The 15,658-nt window shown below is 41.8% G+C and carries 17 protein-coding genes; all 17 read left to right on the top strand.

From position 1 onward, the window contains the following. Positions 1-230 precede the first annotated feature (230 nt). The 17 genes from ACFGVS_RS13025 to nuoK all read left to right on the top strand — a co-directional run bounded on the left by ACFGVS_RS13025 (position 231) and on the right by nuoK (position 15,465). A complete protein-coding gene (locus tag ACFGVS_RS13025) occupies positions 231-695 on the top strand; it encodes a T9SS type A sorting domain-containing protein (protein ID WP_439698953.1) in 465 nt (154 codons plus the stop codon). Positions 696-875: 180 nt separating this feature from the next. Then, entirely contained in the window at positions 876-1,634 is a 759-nt protein-coding gene (locus tag ACFGVS_RS13020; RefSeq protein ID WP_274212047.1) for an SDR family oxidoreductase, read from the top strand. A gap of 250 nt (positions 1,635-1,884) precedes the next feature. Further along, the gene (locus ACFGVS_RS13015) at positions 1,885-2,334 is read left to right on the top strand and encodes a GatB/YqeY domain-containing protein (protein WP_090651276.1); all 450 of its coding nucleotides are present in this window, start codon (positions 1,885-1,887) and stop codon (positions 2,332-2,334) included. A 160-nt stretch (positions 2,335-2,494) separates the two neighbouring features. Beyond that, positions 2,495-3,259: an alpha/beta fold hydrolase gene (locus ACFGVS_RS13010; protein ID WP_090651275.1), complete on the top strand. Its 765-nt coding sequence runs from the start codon at positions 2,495-2,497 to the stop codon at positions 3,257-3,259. 2 nt (positions 3,260-3,261) lie between these two features. After that, positions 3,262-3,924 (top strand): CBS domain-containing protein, encoded by a 663-nt coding sequence (locus ACFGVS_RS13005; RefSeq protein ID WP_274212049.1) that lies wholly within the window; start codon positions 3,262-3,264, stop codon positions 3,922-3,924. A 156-nt stretch (positions 3,925-4,080) separates the two neighbouring features. Further along, entirely contained in the window at positions 4,081-4,962 is an 882-nt protein-coding gene (locus ACFGVS_RS13000; RefSeq protein ID WP_090651273.1) for an NAD kinase, read from the top strand. A 9-nt stretch (positions 4,963-4,971) separates the two neighbouring features. Then, positions 4,972-5,760, top strand: a complete 789-nt coding sequence (locus ACFGVS_RS12995) for a DUF6089 family protein (RefSeq protein WP_439698952.1) — start codon at positions 4,972-4,974, stop codon at positions 5,758-5,760. A gap of 127 nt (positions 5,761-5,887) precedes the next feature. Next, positions 5,888-6,409: an ExbD/TolR family protein gene (locus ACFGVS_RS12990; protein WP_439698951.1), complete on the top strand. Its 522-nt coding sequence runs from the start codon at positions 5,888-5,890 to the stop codon at positions 6,407-6,409. A gap of 400 nt (positions 6,410-6,809) precedes the next feature. Beyond that, positions 6,810-7,550 (top strand): isoprenyl transferase, encoded by a 741-nt coding sequence (locus tag ACFGVS_RS12985; protein ID WP_090651369.1) that lies wholly within the window; start codon positions 6,810-6,812, stop codon positions 7,548-7,550. 63 nt (positions 7,551-7,613) lie between these two features. After that, the gene (gene bamA, locus ACFGVS_RS12980; RefSeq protein ID WP_439698950.1) at positions 7,614-10,166 is read left to right on the top strand and encodes an outer membrane protein assembly factor BamA; all 2,553 of its coding nucleotides are present in this window, start codon (positions 7,614-7,616) and stop codon (positions 10,164-10,166) included. Positions 10,167-10,181: 15 nt separating this feature from the next. Continuing rightward, positions 10,182-10,712, top strand: a complete 531-nt coding sequence (locus ACFGVS_RS12975; protein WP_090651269.1) for an OmpH family outer membrane protein — start codon at positions 10,182-10,184, stop codon at positions 10,710-10,712. 58 nt (positions 10,713-10,770) lie between these two features. Next, the gene (locus ACFGVS_RS12970) at positions 10,771-11,283 is read left to right on the top strand and encodes an OmpH family outer membrane protein (protein ID WP_439698949.1); all 513 of its coding nucleotides are present in this window, start codon (positions 10,771-10,773) and stop codon (positions 11,281-11,283) included. A gap of 65 nt (positions 11,284-11,348) precedes the next feature. After that, positions 11,349-12,194, top strand: coding sequence for a glutamate racemase (gene murI / locus ACFGVS_RS12965; protein ID WP_439698948.1), 846 nt, complete (start codon positions 11,349-11,351; stop codon positions 12,192-12,194). 597 nt (positions 12,195-12,791) lie between these two features. Next, positions 12,792-13,862, top strand: a complete 1,071-nt coding sequence (locus tag ACFGVS_RS12960; protein WP_439698947.1) for a complex I subunit 1/NuoH family protein — start codon at positions 12,792-12,794, stop codon at positions 13,860-13,862. A gap of 165 nt (positions 13,863-14,027) precedes the next feature. Further along, complete coding sequence (locus ACFGVS_RS12955) at positions 14,028-14,618, top strand: 4Fe-4S binding protein (protein WP_274212054.1); 591 nt, start codon at positions 14,028-14,030, stop codon at positions 14,616-14,618. Continuing rightward, the gene (locus tag ACFGVS_RS12950; protein ID WP_439698946.1) at positions 14,615-15,163 is read left to right on the top strand and encodes an NADH-quinone oxidoreductase subunit J family protein; all 549 of its coding nucleotides are present in this window, start codon (positions 14,615-14,617) and stop codon (positions 15,161-15,163) included. Before ACFGVS_RS12955 ends, ACFGVS_RS12950 begins: the two co-directional genes overlap by 4 nt. Continuing rightward, on the top strand, positions 15,160-15,465 hold the full coding sequence (gene nuoK / locus ACFGVS_RS12945; protein ID WP_439698945.1) for an NADH-quinone oxidoreductase subunit NuoK: 306 nt from the start codon (positions 15,160-15,162) through the stop codon (positions 15,463-15,465). The genes ACFGVS_RS12950 and nuoK overlap by 4 nt, the downstream gene beginning before the upstream one ends. Positions 15,466-15,658 lie beyond the last annotated feature (193 nt).

Genomic DNA, 15,658 nt, shown 5'->3' with positions numbered 1-15,658 from the left:
TCCATACAAACATAAATTAGCATTAAACGTATAACCAATTAATCAGTCTATACTATAAAAACAGTCCTCATTGTTAAATTTTGTTAAAAATATTAACAAAAACGTCAATTACTTAGGCCGTGAGGGCATTATTTATACTTTTGTACGGAAACTTAAAAATGAGGCGAAAAATTACTTACCCTTTTACTTACACTTATGCGTGGTCCGTATTAATTGCGATAGCAATTTTTATGAATTTTGCATTTGCCAAAGGGATCAGGTCTCCTCAAAAAGCCGATGCTAACAAATTTAAAAGTGACACCGTATACCACGTAACCAAAACTAAGGGCGGTAAACCTTCCTATTTAAAAAACGGGCTTCACCTGGCGCTGCCGCCGTTAAAGCCTGCGGTAACATCAACCATAAAAGTAAATGTATCCCGGCCCGATGATAAATTGTTAAATGATGTGCAATTATATCCCAACCCGGTAACTGATCAGCTTAACCTCAAATACACAATTAGCCGTAACACCAATGTTACCGTTAAAATAATGGATGTTTTGGGCAACGATATTACCACCGTATTTAACCAGCGTGTTGAGGGCGGCGACCATAATATTAACTATCAGATTAACAACAAGCTTACCCGCGGCTTTTACTTTGTACGTGTAGTAGCCGGTACCGAATCGGTTATCAAGCGGATTTCTGTTTTATAATCATTGCTGATCAGCGGGAATTGACCACGCCTTTTATTGTTTTATTTTTCTGCGAAGCGAAGAGTCCGTAGCCTCGTCGGGTGCGTTTTGCAGCTTTCCCTCCCAAAACTATCCTTACCCACACACGACAATAATCCAAAGTAAAAAACATAATTTCGCACTCATAGTTATACTTCTATTATGAGTAAAATTGCATTAATCACAGGCGCAACATCGGGCATAGGCGAGGCATGCGCACACGTATTTGCCCGCGAAGGATATAGTCTGGTACTTACCGGCCGCAGACTGGAAAGACTGGAGAAACTGGCCGGTCATTTAAATAAAAAATATGATACGGAGATAGCCATATCGTCATTTGATGTGAGCGACCGTGCCCAGGTGCAGGAAAACCTTGATGGCATACCCGCCCAATGGAAAAATGTTGATGTATTGATTAATAATGCCGGGCTAAGCCAGGGACTCGATCCGATACAAAACGGTAATATTGATGACTGGGAAACCATGATTGATACCAATGTTAAAGGTTTATTATATGTAAGCCGCATCGTATCAAACTGGATGATTGAAAACGGTAAAGGCCATATCATTAATTTAGGCTCGATAGCGGGCAAAGAGGTTTATCTTAACGGAAACGTATATTGCGCTACCAAACATGCCGTTGATGCTTTAAACAAAGGGATGCGTATTGATTTGCTGCCTCACGGCATCAGGGTTACAGCAGTGCATCCCGGCGCCGTAGAAACCGAGTTTTCGGAAGTGCGCTTTAAAGGGGATAAGGAAAGGGCCAAAAAAGTGTATGATGGCTTTGAACCCCTGGTAGCACAGGATATTGCCGAAACCATTTGGTTTGTAGCATCGCGCCCGCCCCATGTAAACATCAACGACCTGGTAATTATGCCAACAGCACAAGCCACGGCCGGGAATATATTCCGGAAATAATGTGCAGATATGCAGATTTCAGATGTGCAGATGATTAATTGATTTGAAAATTTGAGGATTTGAAGATTTGAAAATGTTCAGATTACGCTCAGCGACTTAATCATCCAATCATATAAATATTAATCTGCACATTTGCACATCTGAAATCTGCACATCTGGAAACACATTTGAAAGCTGAAATCTGCACATCTAACCAGGCTGCACATCAAAATTCAATAATTCACTAACTCAATAATTCATTAATTAAATAATGTCACTAATCACACAAATAGACCAGGATATAAAGCTGGCTATGCTGGCCAAACAGCCAGATCGTTTAAGGGGGCTGCGGGCTATAAAATCGGCCTTGTTATTAGCCAAAACTGAAAAAGGCGCCGCCGAGGAACTTACCGAAGAGGCTGAAATTAAAGTGCTGCAAAAACTGATTAAACAGCGTAAAGAGTCGGCAGATATTTACCGTACGCAAAACCGCGAAGATTTGTACGAGATTGAGATGGAAGAAATGCGCGTAATTGAACCTTATTTACCGCAGCAAATGACCCGTTTTGAAATTGAAGGCTACTTAGAAGAATTGATAGGCCGTATAGGTGCCACATCAACAAAAGATTTAGGCCGCGTTATGGGTATGGCCAATAAGGAGCTTGCGGGCCAGGCCGATGGCAAAACTATATCAGAAGTTGTACGCCAATTATTAGGATAGTAACGGTTAATCAATATAACGTTAACATCTACATTAATAAATTATTGCTATAATTGTTGCAACTCGTTCGCAGTAAACTAATTTTACAGCGGATTAACACATTTTATATACTAAAACGGGTTTTGGTATAGTTAATTGAAAATTAATACTAATTATTTATATGGATTTCGTGCTTAAAGAGGAACACGGTTTTAGTTACATCGATGAGGGCGAAGGCGAGGTGCTGTTACTACTGCACGGTTTAATGGGTTCGTTGAGCAATTGGGATGGCGTGGTTAATCAATTTAAATCAAAATACCGCGTATTAATACCTATATTGCCTATTTATGATATGCCGCTTATTACTACAGGTGTTAAAAGCCTGTCGAAATTTGTGCATAAGTTTATCAAGTTTAAAAAACTAAGTAATATTACGGTGCTTGGTAACTCGCTTGGCGGGCACGTGGCTTTGGTATATGTTTTGGCTCATCCCGAAAATATAAAGGCCATGGTGCTAACCGGCAGCTCGGGTTTATATGAAAACGCCTTTGGGGGGTCGTTCCCGAGACGCGAGAGTATTGATTTTGTAAGAGAAAAGGTACAATATACATTTTATGACCCTGCTATTGCAACAGATGAGCTGGTTAATGACGTATACAAGTTAGTAAACGACAGGCATAGCGTTATAAGGTTACTGGCTATGGCAAAATCGGCTATCAGGCATAATATGAAAAAAGACCTTCATAAAATGCAAATGCCGGTTTGTTTAATATGGGGCAAGGACGATAAAATAACCCCGCCCGAGGTAGCGGTGGAATTTAACGAATTATTACCCAATGCCGAGTTGCACTGGCTTGATAAATGTGGCCATGCCCCTATGATGGAGCGGCCGGAAGAGTTTAACGTGTTGCTGGGCGCTTTTTTAGAGAAAATAAAGGATAAGTAAACATGGTTGCAATTGAGTTGATAGCTAACGCGATACCACCGGTACACACTTCTGACCCGATACAGAAGGTTTATGACCGTATGGTGGAGTTTCGTGTGCGCCATTTGCCAATTGTAAACGAAGAGCAGTTTCTGGGCCTTATATCCGAGGACGATATGGTTAACGAAAGTGATAACCAGGTGCCTGTTGGCGCATTGGCATTATCGTTGGTTAATCCTTATGTGCTGGAAGATCAGCATATTTATGATGTTATCCGCCTGTTTTATGAACGCCAGCTTACCATAGTGCCCGTGCTTGATGCCAAGCATAATTACCTGGGCATGATATCTATAAATGCCATTACCGAATATTTTGCTAAAATCACAGCGGTATCGCAGCCAGGTGGTATTATCGTACTCGAAATCAATAATAAAAATAATTCCCTGGCACACATGTCGCAAATTGTCGAATCGGATAATGCCCAGGTGCTAAGTTCATATGTACAAACCTTCCCCGATTCAACCCGGATGGAGGTAACGTTAAAAATAAACAAGCAGGATATATCAACCATTGTAGCCACATTCCTCCGTTATGAGTATGATATTAAAGCAACCTTTAACCATACCGACAACAACGATAACGCCCGCGACCGGTATGATTCGCTCATGAATTATCTCAATCTTTGATCGTTCATTGGTTAACTGGTTCATGGATCATAGTAAAAAGTTCATAGTTCATGGTTCATAGCAGAAAGTTATTGGTATAACATGATATCATTTGAAAACCGACCATGAACCATGATCTATGAACCATGAACAAATTCACCACCCAAAATGTAAAGCATGAAGATAGCAGTTTACGGCAGGCCATTTAATGAACCTTCGGTTATACCTTATATACAGCAGGTATTTGATAACCTGGCGCTGCACAATGTAGATATTTATGTGCACTACCAGCTTCATGAGTATTTGCAGGATAAAATAAACGGGGTAAAATATAACATACTGCAAGCCACCGACTCATTAAAGGGTTTCATAGATATTTTTATAACCCTTGGGGGCGACGGCACCTTGCTGGATATGGTAACCGTTATCCGCGACTCCGGCATCCCAGTCATCGGTATCAATTTTGGCAGGCTGGGCTTTTTGGCAAGTGTAAATAAAAGCGACATTAACGCGGCTATACACGCCGTGGTAAACAGGGAGTTTACGCTGGATTGCCGCGAACTGCTCAGCATCGATTCAAAAACCAATGTGTTTGGCAATGATAACTTCGCGCTTAATGATGTAACCATCCATAAACGCGATGATGCGGCAATGATTATCACCCATGTGTTTTTAAACGACGAGTTTTTAAACTCCTATTGGGGCGATGGATTGATTATATCAACATCGACCGGTTCAACCGCTTATTCGTTAAGCTGCGGCGGGCCTATCATATTCCCGCAATCAAACAGTATTGTGGTTACCCCGGTATCGCCGCATAACCTGAATGTGCGGCCAATTATATTGCCCGATAACAGTAAGCTGTGTTTCGAGGTGGAAACCCGCAGCTCCAAATACCTGGTATCGTGCGATTCGCGGATGGCTGTTATGGACGAAACCATGAAATTCCTGGTGCAAAAAGCAAACTTCCAGCTAAATTTAATCAGGTTAAATAATGAAAGTTACTTAACCACGTTAAGAAACAAACTATTATGGGGATTGGATGCCCGTAATTATTAATTTTGCTTGATGCCCAAATTTGTACTTTTTGCATTCCTCTTCATATTTTCTTATCATGTACAGGCCCAAACCTGGGAGGTAGGCGGCTCTGTTGGCGGGGCAGGTTATATTGGCGATTTAAACCCCGATAATCCGGTTAAAGTAAGCGGGGCATCTGCAGGCTTATATGTTAAACGCAATTTTGATGGTTACTTTTCGGCAAAACTAAACTTTAGCTATGCAAAATTTGGCGCGGCCGACAGTACATCCTCCAGTCAGCAATTTCGAGATCGTAACCTGAGTTTTACCGATGGGGTGATGGAGCTTGCCGTTATCGGCGAGTTTAATTTCCTGAAATATATACCAGATGCCGGGCCTAATAAATTTACGCCTTTTATATACGCAGGTGTAGGCATCACTGCTTATGACCCGCGTACGGTTTATAACGGCAGTGCCGGATCGCTCAGGCAATTGAAAACCGAAGGCCAGAAAACCCAGTATGGCGATAATACGATAGTAATTCCGTACGGGATAGGCATAAAATACAATATCGGCGGCAAGTTTAGCCTGGCGGCAGATATGGGCTACCGCTACACCTTTACCGACTACCTTGATGATGTAAGCGGTATGTATGCCGATAAAAGTAAATTAACAGGTGTCGCCCGGGCATTATCTGATCGGTCGGGCGAGAAAGCCGGCATCTACATTGGCTCGGCCGGTACCCAGCGCGGCGACCTTAAGCCACGCGACAGTTATTTTATAGTTGGGCTTACCATCTCGTATACCTTTGTTACCAGGCGCTGTTATTTTCAGAATTAAATTTTAATTTAACAGAATTTAACAAATTAAATTCTGTTATTGTTGCAATAAATGATCTTATAGTTCGTTTTGATATTAAAATCAGTATTTAATACTGCTTTTATTTTTAACCTTAATCTATAATGTCATGGCCGAATTAACTGCTTCTCCCCAAAAATCAGGCGCAGCCCGCGGGCGCAAAAAACAAAACCTCAGGGTTGATCTTACCGCAATGGTCGACCTGGCTTTCCTGCTCATTACCTTTTTTATTATGACCACAACACTGGCCAAGCCAAAGGCAATGGATTTAGCCATGCCGGTAGGCGAGATAGACGTGCCTGTACCCGCCAGCCGAAGCCTTACCATTTGCCTTGGAAAAAATGATAAGGTTGTGTATTACCTGGGCGAACTTAAGAATCCTGTAATAGCGCCCACGGTGGCAGGCTTTGGACACAACGGCTTGCGAAGAGCGCTTATCGAAACCAATAAAATGATCCATGATAAATATGGTAAAGACATGATTGTTTTAGTTAAACCCAGTAACCATTCTGTTTACAGCAGTTTGGTGAGTACGTTGGACGAACTTACCATCACCAAAACAGACAGATATTCTATTGTTGATATTGCCACACCCGATATAGATGCCTTAAAGCAAAAAGGTATTTATTAAAATGATATTCAAGTAATTCCACCTAACCTTACACATATACTTTTGACGGGCATCACGACCATTTAACTGATCGTTGATGCCCTTTTTTGCGTTTTGTTGATTTATAAATGAAAATAAACAGCGGCATAAAATGCCATTTATGTGTTTTTTATGACATTTATTAACATTATTTACAATAACATTTTCTTTTATTGCGGCATACTAAAAAAATACAAAGTAAGTTTTACCTTTGTACCCTGAAAAAACCGGCAACGTGGCATTTAACTATGGCTGTTGACGGCTGATTTAGTAAAAGCGGATTAGTCTAAAAAACAAATATTTATTAGACATAGCATTGACGACATTTAAAACAAGCATGTCTTTTTTATAGCCATAACACCGGCTTTTGATAATGAGCAATATGGAATATTTGGATCAGATTGATTTGTTGAAACTACCTAAGCACGTAGCTATCATTATGGATGGCAATGGGCGCTGGGCCAAAGAAAAAGGCAAATTACGCGTATTTGGTCATCACAATGGTGTAATATCTGTAAGGGATGTTGTTGAAGGATGCGATAAACTGGGTGTAAAATATATCACACTATATACCTTCTCATCTGAAAACTGGAACCGCCCTAAGTTTGAGGTAATGGCCATTATGGAGTTGATGGTAAGCACCATCCATAAAGAGATAGCCGGCTTTATGAAAAACAACATTAAGCTTAATGCCATTGGCGATCTGGATCTGCTGCCCTCCAAATGTTTAAAAGAACTTAACAACGCCATGGAAACCACAAAGGATAACACCGGAGTGATTCTTACACTGGCTTTAAGCTACGGCTCGAGGCGCGAAATTTTACATGCTGCCAAAAATATAGCAGCGCAGGTAAAAAGCGGCGAACTGGAGATTGAAGATATTGACGAAGCTGTTTTTGAACGCAACTTATTTACCAATGATATGCCCGACCCCGAACTATTGATACGTACCGGCGGCGAGTATAGGATAAGCAACTATTTATTATGGCAAATTGCCTATGCCGAATTGTATTTTACAACCAAGCTGTGGCCCGATTTCAGGAAGGAAGATTTGTACGAAGCTATACTTGATTATCAAAAACGCGAACGCCGTTTTGGTAAGACCAGTGAGCAGGTTAACTAAATTTTTTCTTTTAACAAATTTTAACAACTGTATAAATTAATTTTAGCCCACTAAAATATTCGAATGTATAAATTTCTTTTTGCTATTCTTTTCACTGTTTTTGGTACTGCTGCACTGGCCCAGGTTTCAAATGCGCCAAGGCCACAGCTCACCAAACAGATACCGGCCGATAGTTTAAGTTACCTCAATCCGCGCGATTATATTATTGGTGGTATTAGTGTAAGTGGCGTAAAATACCTTGATAAAGACAACCTGATATTGTTATCTAAACTAACCAAAGGTGATCGTATTAACCTGCCGGGCGAGCGTAATGCCGAGGTAATAAAGAAATTATACGAGCAGGGTTTATTTGACGATGTACAGTTAAATATCACCAAAATTAACATGGATACCGTTTACCTGGAGATTGTTGTTGTAGAGCGGCCACGTTTGTCGCGCCTGCATATTACTGGTATCCGTAAAGGCGAAATAGAAGACGTTCAGAAAAAGCTGACCGATAAAACCGGTAAAATAGTAAACGAAAATTTACTGAGCACAACATCGGCCATTATCAAAAAACATTTTAACGAAAAAGGATTTTTAAATACCACCGTAACCATGACCCAGCGTAAAGATCCGGGAGATGCTAATAGTGTGATATTGGATGTTAAAATTGATAAGAAAACGAAAGTTAAAATAAACGACGTTACTTTTGAGGGGAACAAAGCCTTTTCGCAAGGTGATTTGCGCGGTTATTTAAGCAAAACCCGCAAACGGCGTTGGTATAATGTTTTTGGATCGAAGAAATTTAAACAGGATAAATACGAAGAGGATAAGTTAAATCTTATCGAAAAAATGCAGGCCAAGGGTTATCGGGACGCTGAATTGGTAAGCGATTCTGTTTGGAAACACGACGACCAAACAGTTAATGTAAAGATAAAAGTTTACGAAGGCCCTAAATACTATTTTGGTAAAGTACAGTGGAGCGGTAATGCCAAGTATCCGGCTGATATACTGGAAAGGATCCTGCACATTAAAAAAGGCGATGTGTTTAGCGAAGATGAGTTAAACAAACGCTTAAGCGGCCCAACACCAAGTAATGACGACGTTTCATCGCTTTACCTGAATGATGGTTATTTAACTTTCAACGCCGACCCGGTACAAACAAGGGTTTATAATGATACTGTCGACCTGGATATTCGTATCTACGAAGGCCCGCAGTACACCATTAACCGTGTAAGCCTTAAAGGTAATGATGTAACCAACGATAAGGTTGTGTTGCGCGAAATCCAAACCAAGCCAGGCCAAAAATTCAACAAAGAGTTATTGATCCGTAGTGCGCGTGAAATTGGCCAGCTGGGTAATTTTGACGAGCAGAAGACAGAGCCTAAGCCAACCAACATCAATCCGCAGGATGGTACTGTAGATATTGTTTACAACGTAGTTGAAAAACCTTCAGACCAAATCGAACTTTCGGGCGGTTTTGGCGGCGGGCAACTGGTGGGTACACTGGGGCTTACTTTCAACAACTTCTCGTTACGTAATATCTTTAATCTTAAAGCCTACAAGCCGCTACCAAAAGGCGATGGACAAAAGCTAAGCTTAAGAGGCCAGTCAAGCGGCCGTACCTATCAAAACTTCTCGTTCACATTCAGTGAGCCATGGTTGGGCGGTAAAAAACCAATTTACTTTGCTTTATCGGCCTATACGCAAGGTAGTTCAACAGGCCAGTATTATGCAAAAACAAGCCCTTACTACAATAACCTGCGTATTAACGGTGTTGGTATTACTTTGGGTAAACGTTTAAAATGGCCTGATAACTATTTCCAGCTTAACTACTCATTAAACTTTGACCACTATAACCTGGATAACTATACCGGTTACCTGTTTAGCAATGGTACATCGTTCAACATCAAATTAACACAGGAATTAACACGTAACTCTATTGACGCGCCTATATTCCCTACACAGGGTTCAAACATTAAATTTACGGTACAGGCTACGCCTCCGTATTCCATGTTTAACAACGTGAACTATAAAGTAGCTACCCCGCAGGAGCGTTACCACTTTGTAGAGTACTATAAATTCAAATACGACGCGCAATGGTTCAACAAAATTGTGGGTAAATTTGTGCTGATGAGCCAGGTAAGGTTTGGTTTCCTGGGTATGTATAATAAAGAAGTGGGCCCTTCACCGTTTGAGCGCTTTAAATTAGGCGGCGATGGTATGCAGAGCTACCAGTTTTTACAGGGTAGCGAGATCATCGGCTTAAGGGGTTATCAAAACTTCTCAATTGTGCCAGAAGGATCAAATGAAAATCAAAACACTAATACAGGTAGTACCATCTATAATAAGTACACCATGGAGCTGCGCCATCCGGTTATCGCCAGCCAGTCGGCAACCATATTTTTGTTAGCATTTGCCGAGGGTGGAAACGTTTGGAACAATTTTAGCCAGTTCAATCCGTTTAACGTACGTCGCTCTGTAGGTGTGGGTGCAAGGATATTTTTACCTATATTTGGCTTGCTTGGATTAGATTATGGCTATGGATTTGATAAAATACCGGGTGCGCCTGATGCAAACAGGGGGCAGTTCCATTTTACAATTTCTCAGAGTTTATCCGGCGGATTTAATTAATTTGCACCGCGATATATGAAAAAGATAATTTTAGTAGCCTTTTTAACGTTAACTGCATTTGCAGGGGCATATGCGCAACGTGTTGCATATGTAGATTCGGATTATATATTGAAACATATGCCCGAATACGCGTCATCGCAAAAACAACTGGCCGCTTTGTCTGATCAATGGCAAAAAGAGGTTGATGGCCGTTTCCAGGAAATTGACCGTTTATATAAAGCCTACCAGGCCGACCAGGTGCTGATGACAGCTGATATGAAGAAACGCCGCGAGGCCGAAATTGTAGATAAGGAAAAAGCAGCCAAGGATTTTCAGCGTCAAAAATTCGGACCTGATGGCGAGCTTTCACAAAAAAGTACCTCGTTGGTTAAACCAATTCAGGATAGAGTATCTAAAGCTGTACAGGCTGTAGCCGAAAGCAATGATTTAGATATCATTTTTGATAAAAACAGTGAGGTAATTATGCTGTACGCAAACCCAAGGTTTGATAAAAGTGCAGAGGTGATAACCAAATTAGGGCTTAAACCCGGTGTATTAGCCAAATAAATTTTTTGAATAAAAATAAGAACAGAACAAAACTATTATTAAACACAGGACAAGAAAAATGAAAAAACTATTTAAAGTTGCTTTAGTTGCAGTAGGAATGATATTTGCCGGCAGCTTTGCCAATGCGCAGACCAAAATTGGCCATATTAATTTTAATGCGGTTATTGATGCTATGCCCGAAACCAAAACCGTTTCGGCCCAAATCCAGGCTTACCAGAAAACCTTTATTGATGTACTTACCAACATGAACAATGAGTACACTACAAAAGGCACTGATTTTCAAAAAAACCAGGCCACTATGACCGATGCTATACGTAGCCAAAAAGGTGCAGAGTTACAGGATATGCAAAAACGTATGTCTGATTATCAAACAGACGCTCAGCAAAAAGTTGAAGCTAAAAAGAATGAATTGGGCAAACCGCTTTTTGACAAAGCTACTGCCGCAGTACAAGCTGTTGCCAAAGAAAAAGGTTACGCTTATGTATTGGATTCATCACAAGTTAGCCTGTTGGTATCGCCAGATGCTGACGATTTGATGGCAGCCGTAAAATTAAAATTAGGTTTAAAATAATATCAACCTTTAGTCATTTATAAAAAAGCGCTCCGTACTACGGGGCGCTTTTTTTATGTTTGTATATGCACAATCAACCTATAGGTATTTTTGATTCGGGCTTTGGGGGCCTTACGGTTTTTAAATCAATCATCGGCCAGCTGCCGGGTTACGATTATCTTTACCTGGGCGATAACGCGCGCGCGCCTTATGGCAACCGCTCTTTTAAAACCATTCATGAGTATACCTGGGAGTGTGTGCAATGGATGTTTGCACAGGGTTGCCCGCTGGTAGTGCTGGCCTGCAATACAGCATCAGCTAAAGCGCTGCGTACAATTCAGCAGCAGGATTTAAAAAACGCCGACCCTACAAAACGCGTATTAGGCGTTATAAGGCCTACTGCCGAAATTATTGGTAATTATACCAAAAGCAAACAAATAGGGGTACTGGGCACCAAAGGGACGGTACAGTCGGGCTCATACCTTATCGAGATCCAAAATTTTTTTCCGGATGTAAAAGTTTACCAGCAGGCCTGCCCGCTTTGGGTACCGCTGATAGAGAATGGCGAGTATGATCAGCCTGGTGCCGATTATTTTGTAAAGCTATATCTTGATGAAGTGATGGGACAGTCGCCGGCAATTGATACCATTTTATTAGCCTGTACGCACTATCCCATTATTCAGGATAAAATTGAGGCCTTGTTGCCTGCCCATGTTAAAGTGATAGCCCAGGGCGATATTGTAGCCAGAAGCCTGGTCGATTACCTGCAACGCCACCCCGAAATGGAGGCCAGGCTCAGTAAAAACGGCACCAACCAGTTTTTTACTACCACAGATGATACCGCCGATTTTGATCATCACGCCTCGCTGTTTTTCTCGCAGCCGGTAAAGTCGACTTTTATTTCGGCCAATGATTTGGTTACGTGTAAGTGAGTGGTTGGATTGGGTTGATTAGGTGAGTGGTTGGTGAGCCAAAATCGTAAAATACGATCGTCATTGCGATGTACGAAGCAATCCCGAACTATGTGGGACTTAGCATGTCAAAGATTGCTTCGTGCCTTATAATGACGTGTTTGTAAGATATTGATTACCAAGGCTGTTTTTTTGACGTAGAGACGCATAATTGCGTCTCCCGCATGCAAATCACACATGCAAATCGACCTTGCAATTGAGCTTGCAAATTCTGAATGTCCTGCGGGAGACGCAATTATGCGTCTCTACAATAGCCCCATTCGCTGCCATGTCATTGCTATTTTTTTCAGCGTAAGCTGGTGTTCACTCGCAATGACGGTAGTTTTGGACATTGGTTTAACTATATTTCGTTGCATGTCATCCCCATTTTTTTCAGGATCATCCTGATGGATACTCGCAATGACGGTTAAGTGTATAACCAACCCCTCACCTAATCAACCCAATCCAACTTATTCAACCTAATCCCACCCAATCAACCGCTAACCAATTTAATATACCAAACTTGTCGTCTAAAATAACTCAACATTTAGTAAGTTTGCAGCTTCATCAAAAAAGCGCTTGAATTATTATATCACATATTTTATTGTTGCTATAGGGTTGTTCAGTTTTTCGGCCTTTTTTGCGTTGTTTGGCGTTTATGCCGAGCGGAAGATCTCTGCATTTATACAAGACAGGCTTGGCCCTACCGAAACGGGTAAATACGGCTCGTTGCAAACCCTGGCCGATATTATGAAGATGATCCAAAAAGAACTCATCATCCCGGCAGCCGCAGATAAATGGCTGTTTATGCTGGCGCCCGCTGTAATATTTATTGCGGTATACATGGGCTTTGCCGCCCTGCCCTGGGGCCCCGGGCTTATCCCCTCGAAAATAAATTTAGGCATTTACTATGTCTTCGCCATTATCTCTATCGAAACATTGGGGATCCTGATGGCTGGTTGGGGATCAAATAACAAGTATTCAATATTAGGCGCCATGCGCTCCGCCGCGCAAATCATATCTTACGAAATTCCTGCCGGATTTGCCATTATATCCGTAGTGATGATCGCTCAAACATTGGATCTGCAGGCTGTGGCCATGCAGCAAGGTGTGTTATCGCCAGAGAAAATAAAATTTGCCGGCTTTTGGGATGTAACTACGACAGGCGGTTTGTTGAGCTGGAATATATTCCGTGCTCCACATCTCATCATCGCTTTTGTAATTTATTTTATAGCCTCATTGGCCGAAAGTAACCGCGCGCCCTTTGATATTCCCGAAGCGGAATCAGAGCTGGTGGCAGGTTTCCATACCGAGTTTACAGGCATCCGGTTCGCGCTGGTTTTTTTGGCCGAATATTCGATGATGTTTTTGGTGAGCATGATAGGGGTGATCCTTTTTTTAGGCGCCTGGAATACACCGTTACCAAATATGGGCCCGGTGCATTTGGCAACATGGACAACCGGCATGTGGTGGGGCATTTTATGGGTAAGCCTAAAAACGTTAGGGTTGGTAGCCATCCAAATGTGGATCAGGTGGACACTGCCCCGTTTCCGGGTAGATCAACTGATGAACCTTTGCTGGAAAGTACTCACCCCGCTGGCATTTTTATGTGTGCTGATATCGGGTGTATGGAGAGTGTGGCTGATGTAATTTGGGATGAAAGGTTAAAGGCGAAAGGTAAAAGGAACAAAGCAATTTCGGACATCGAAAAGTCAAAATCGGGTAAATCCCTTAATCTGATAAATCCCGGTTCAGACGATTTTTTTAGAATTTAGAGTTTAGAATTTAGAGTTTAGAATTTCAACAGTATTAGATTTGTTAACTAAGTTAATCAACGGTTTTACAACGGCATGGAAAGGTTTAAGCCTTACCGTGAAGCACTTGTTTGCCAATAATTCTGCGCGGAAGATAACAACCGTAAGTGATAGTAACTACTTTAAACAACTGGAAAAAGGCACCAACACCATCCAGTACCCCACGCAGCAATTGCCGGTGCCCGAAATTGGCCGGTACCAGCTGGATGTGGAGATGGACGATTGCATTGTGTGCGATTTATGCGCCAAAGTATGCCCCGTAGATTGTATTGATATTGAAGCCATAAAAGCTACGGAAGCCATTGGCCAAACATCTGATGGCACCACCAAACGGCTTTACGCAGCTAAGTTTGATATTGATATGGCCAAATGCATGTACTGCGGCCTGTGCACCATCGTGTGCCCAACCGAGTGCATTGTGATGACCAACCAATATGATAAAACCGTTTTTGAATTAAGCGACCTGGTTTACGAATTCTCGGATATGCCACCCGAAGTTGCTGCCGAAAAACGTGCCTTGTTTGATAAGCAACAGGCCGAAAAGCAAGCTGCCAAACTCGCCGCCATGCAAAAAAAGGAGGGCGGGGCATGAGCTTAGTCCGTGTGCTGTTTTATTTGATGAGTTTTATAGCGGTGGGTTCGGCGCTTTATGCGGCATCAACCACCAATTTGGTGCGCAGCATATTTGTATTTTTTGTCACCCTGTTTGCCCTGGCGGGCCTGTATGTTTTGGCCCTGGCCGATTTTGTGGCTGTTACGCAGGTGGTGATCTATGTAGGCGGAATATTGGTACTTATACTATTTGCCTTTATGCTATCCGGTAAAGAAACGTTGGATGTTTTGCAGCAACAAAAAGGTAAATTCTTCAGCATAGGCAAATTGCCCGCAATACTACTTGCTGCCTTGTTTTTTATCGTGATGATTAACGTAGCCTTAAAGGCTGATGTAAATAACCTGGGTTGGGTAAAGGATTCCATCGCAAATAATAATACCATTACCCCAAACGCGGTGATGATTGATAATATTGGTGTTAACTTAATGACCCGCTACCTGCTGCCTTTTGAGGCTATTTCCATTTTACTATTGATGGCACTGGTTGGCGCAGCACACCTTTCACGTAAGGAGGCCGAAGCATGATTACCTTAACCGATTTTTTGATTGTGAGTGTAATGCTGTTTTGCATCGGCCTGTACATGATCGTATCTAAACGCAACGCCATACAGATTTTGATTGGTATCGAACTGATCCTGAATGCCGCCATACTAAACCTGGTAGCCTTTGGTAAACACGACAGCGCGAACAATAGCGGACAAATATTCGCCCTATTTGCTATTATATTGGCGGCGGCAACCACCGCGGTAGCGCTGGCTATTATTTTGAACGTGTATAGGAAATATAAAACCATTGATCCGGGTAAGATTAATAATTTGAGGGATTAATGATGAGAAAGTATTTAGCGGCTGTCAACGTAGAGACTTACGAAGTTTTTAAAACTTCGTAAGTCTGGATTTTAACATAAACAATAAAGAGATCGTCATTGCGAGGTACGAAGCAATCTCTTTAGGACAAGTCGCCACTTTGCAGGCGGAACTGCAAGTTGGGGATTGCTTCGTACCTCGCAATGACGCTTAA

Source organism: Mucilaginibacter sediminis (genome assembly GCF_051903035.1).
Lineage (GTDB): Bacteria > Bacteroidota > Bacteroidia > Sphingobacteriales > Sphingobacteriaceae > Mucilaginibacter.
Note: the sequence above shows the minus strand (reverse complement) of the source record. Positions and strands in the feature narration are given on the sequence as shown.